Annotated in this window: 3 protein-coding genes and 2 pseudogenes; 4 read left to right on the forward strand and 1 reads right to left on the reverse strand. The window is 60.3% G+C overall.

All coding sequences use genetic code 11. The features are described 5' to 3' along the window. Nucleotides 1-118: pseudogene (locus N3C12_15795) on the reverse strand (transposase). Between the two features lie 507 nt (nucleotides 119-625). On the opposite strand from N3C12_15795, the gene N3C12_15800 reads away from it, so the two are divergent. The 4 genes and pseudogenes from N3C12_15800 (at nucleotide 626) to N3C12_15815 (ending at nucleotide 1,784) form a co-directional block, all read left to right on the forward strand. After that, a complete protein-coding gene (locus N3C12_15800; protein ID MCX8073882.1) occupies nucleotides 626-805 on the forward strand; it encodes a hypothetical protein in 180 nt (59 codons plus the stop codon). After that, nucleotides 798-1,319 carry a hypothetical protein gene (locus tag N3C12_15805; protein ID MCX8073883.1) on the forward strand — a complete coding sequence of 174 codons (522 nt, stop codon included), beginning with the start codon at nucleotides 798-800 and terminating at the stop codon, nucleotides 1,317-1,319. The genes N3C12_15800 and N3C12_15805 overlap by 8 nt, the downstream gene beginning before the upstream one ends. Continuing rightward, nucleotides 1,316-1,573: a hypothetical protein gene (locus N3C12_15810; protein ID MCX8073884.1), complete on the forward strand. Its 258-nt coding sequence runs from the start codon at nucleotides 1,316-1,318 to the stop codon at nucleotides 1,571-1,573. The genes N3C12_15805 and N3C12_15810 overlap by 4 nt, the downstream gene beginning before the upstream one ends. An 84-nt stretch (nucleotides 1,574-1,657) precedes the next feature. Next, nucleotides 1,658-1,784 (forward strand): annotated as a pseudogene (locus tag N3C12_15815) (transposase).

Raw genomic sequence — 1,784 nt, forward strand, 5'->3', positions numbered from 1 at the left:
CTTTCAAGCTGTTGACGAGACTGGAGATGGCGACCTTGGGCGGATACTCCACGAGCAGGTGCACATGGTCGTCTTCGCCGTCCATCTCGATCAGCCGCGCCTCGAAGTTTGCGCAGACCTTGGCAAAGATCGCGCGCAGCCCTACAGCACACGCCGACCGATGCCGCCAGTCTGGAAGCGGGCTATGCCGCCAAGGCGAAGGCAGAGCGGGCTTGAAAAGCCTTCAAACCGCACCAGCGGCCCGGATGGCTGCCGGGCGGTTTTTCTCGTTTTTCCTGGCGGGCGGCCTGGACGATGCCGGGCGCGAAAAGCTGCATTCGCACATGCAGGCATGGTTCGTCCTTCAACGCCGATTTCGGTGAGTTGCGACCCTCTTGTTATCAGTTGCCAAGACGACACTACGTGGGTGAAGCAAGCTGCGCGCGGCGCTCACGACACCAGCAGTTGCGTGGAAATCCGCACGCCGGATACCCGCAGTCGGGAGTTCTATGGCGACATTCGCCTTGCCTTGCCGCCGGAGATGGCGGTGGCGCTGGCGCACGCGATCTTGAAAGTCGCGGGGACGTTGGAGGGCAATGACTGATCTGATCGAGAGGCTGGGGGGTGAAGGCTTGAAGGCGCAGGTATGAACATCAGAAACCTCTTCGGCGGCTTTGTGGAAGTCGCCAACGGACTTGCCAGCATCCTGTCGCTCGGATACTTGGCGCCTGGGTGGGACTTCCGGTACCACTGCTGGTTGGTGCGTCGTGATATTGAGAGGTCTAAGAAGCAGCGGGAGCAGCAGAAGGAGCACAGCAATGACTGACCGATACGAGGAATGGCGAGACTTCTACGCCGAAAAGGTCCGCTCGTGGATGAGCCTGGATGAAATTCGGGCCGAGTGCGGGAAGCTACAGACCGCGGACGCCACGTCCCCCGAGGTGCTGCTGATACATGCCATGCACGCGCTGGAGGAGTTACAAAAAGCATCCAGCAACATTAAGGCAGAGGTTGAGCGACTGCGGACTGATGGTGCCAATGCCGTTCGGTGGGCACCATCATCAGCGCACTGGTCCGAGGTTCTGAGGGACCTGTTTGGGCCGGATGCCCGCAAAGGGATCGACGCCCTCGAAACCCGGTGGCGCAAAGAGCTTGAGCGTGCCGACAAGCTGGCGGAGGCGCTGGAAGAAATCCGGAGCCGAACCTGTATTAATGAAGCGATGAACCCCGATCCGTTCGCGCTCACCGCCATGTTGGGCGACATCCACCATATCACCGACGCCGCGCTGCCGAATGGAGATGGGGAGATGAATGATTTTCGAGGAGCACTCGCAAAATGACTAACGAAGTCCAAGCCTATGCGGACGGCAAGTTACGGAAAGAGCCGCCCGTGCAGTGTGATCTGAAAGTGGGCGACCGAGTGACGTACATCAATGAGTACGGCGTTTCGTTCCCGCGCATGCTCGTTATCGGTTTCGCCCATGACGATTCTTTCTATGGGCGGTTCGTCCATCTGGCCGGCCCGGATCACCCAGGCGCGTACTGGTTCCCGCATCGGCGCGACGAACTGACGAAGGAGGTCAGCAATGACTGACATTTTGCCGTCGTGCAGTTCGCAAGGCCGGCTCAGCAGTAGCGTGTGCGCAACACGAAATGCCTCATAAATGTCTGCGGCAGCCGAACCGGCCCCAAGGGCCGGGACGAGCTGCAGGTGCGTCGTTGGACTTGCCCGGTTTGCCAGACCGAGCACGACCGCGACGTCAACGCCGCGCGCAACATTAAGAAGCGCGGTCTGCAGTGGCTGG

The organism is Candidatus Binatia bacterium, from assembly GCA_026415395.1.
Taxonomy (GTDB): domain Bacteria; phylum Desulfobacterota; class Binatia; order HRBIN30; family HRBIN30; genus HRBIN30.

Excerpts from the sequence above, each read along its gene's own strand:
- N3C12_15805 (MCX8073883.1), top strand. The coding sequence starts at position 798 with ATGACTGACCGATACGAGGAATGGCGAGACTTCTACGCCGAAAAGGTC.
- N3C12_15800 (MCX8073882.1), top strand. The coding sequence starts at position 626 with ATGAACATCAGAAACCTCTTCGGCGGCTTTGTGGAAGTCGCCAACGGA.
- N3C12_15810 (MCX8073884.1), top strand. The coding sequence starts at position 1,316 with ATGACTAACGAAGTCCAAGCCTATGCGGACGGCAAGTTACGGAAAGAG.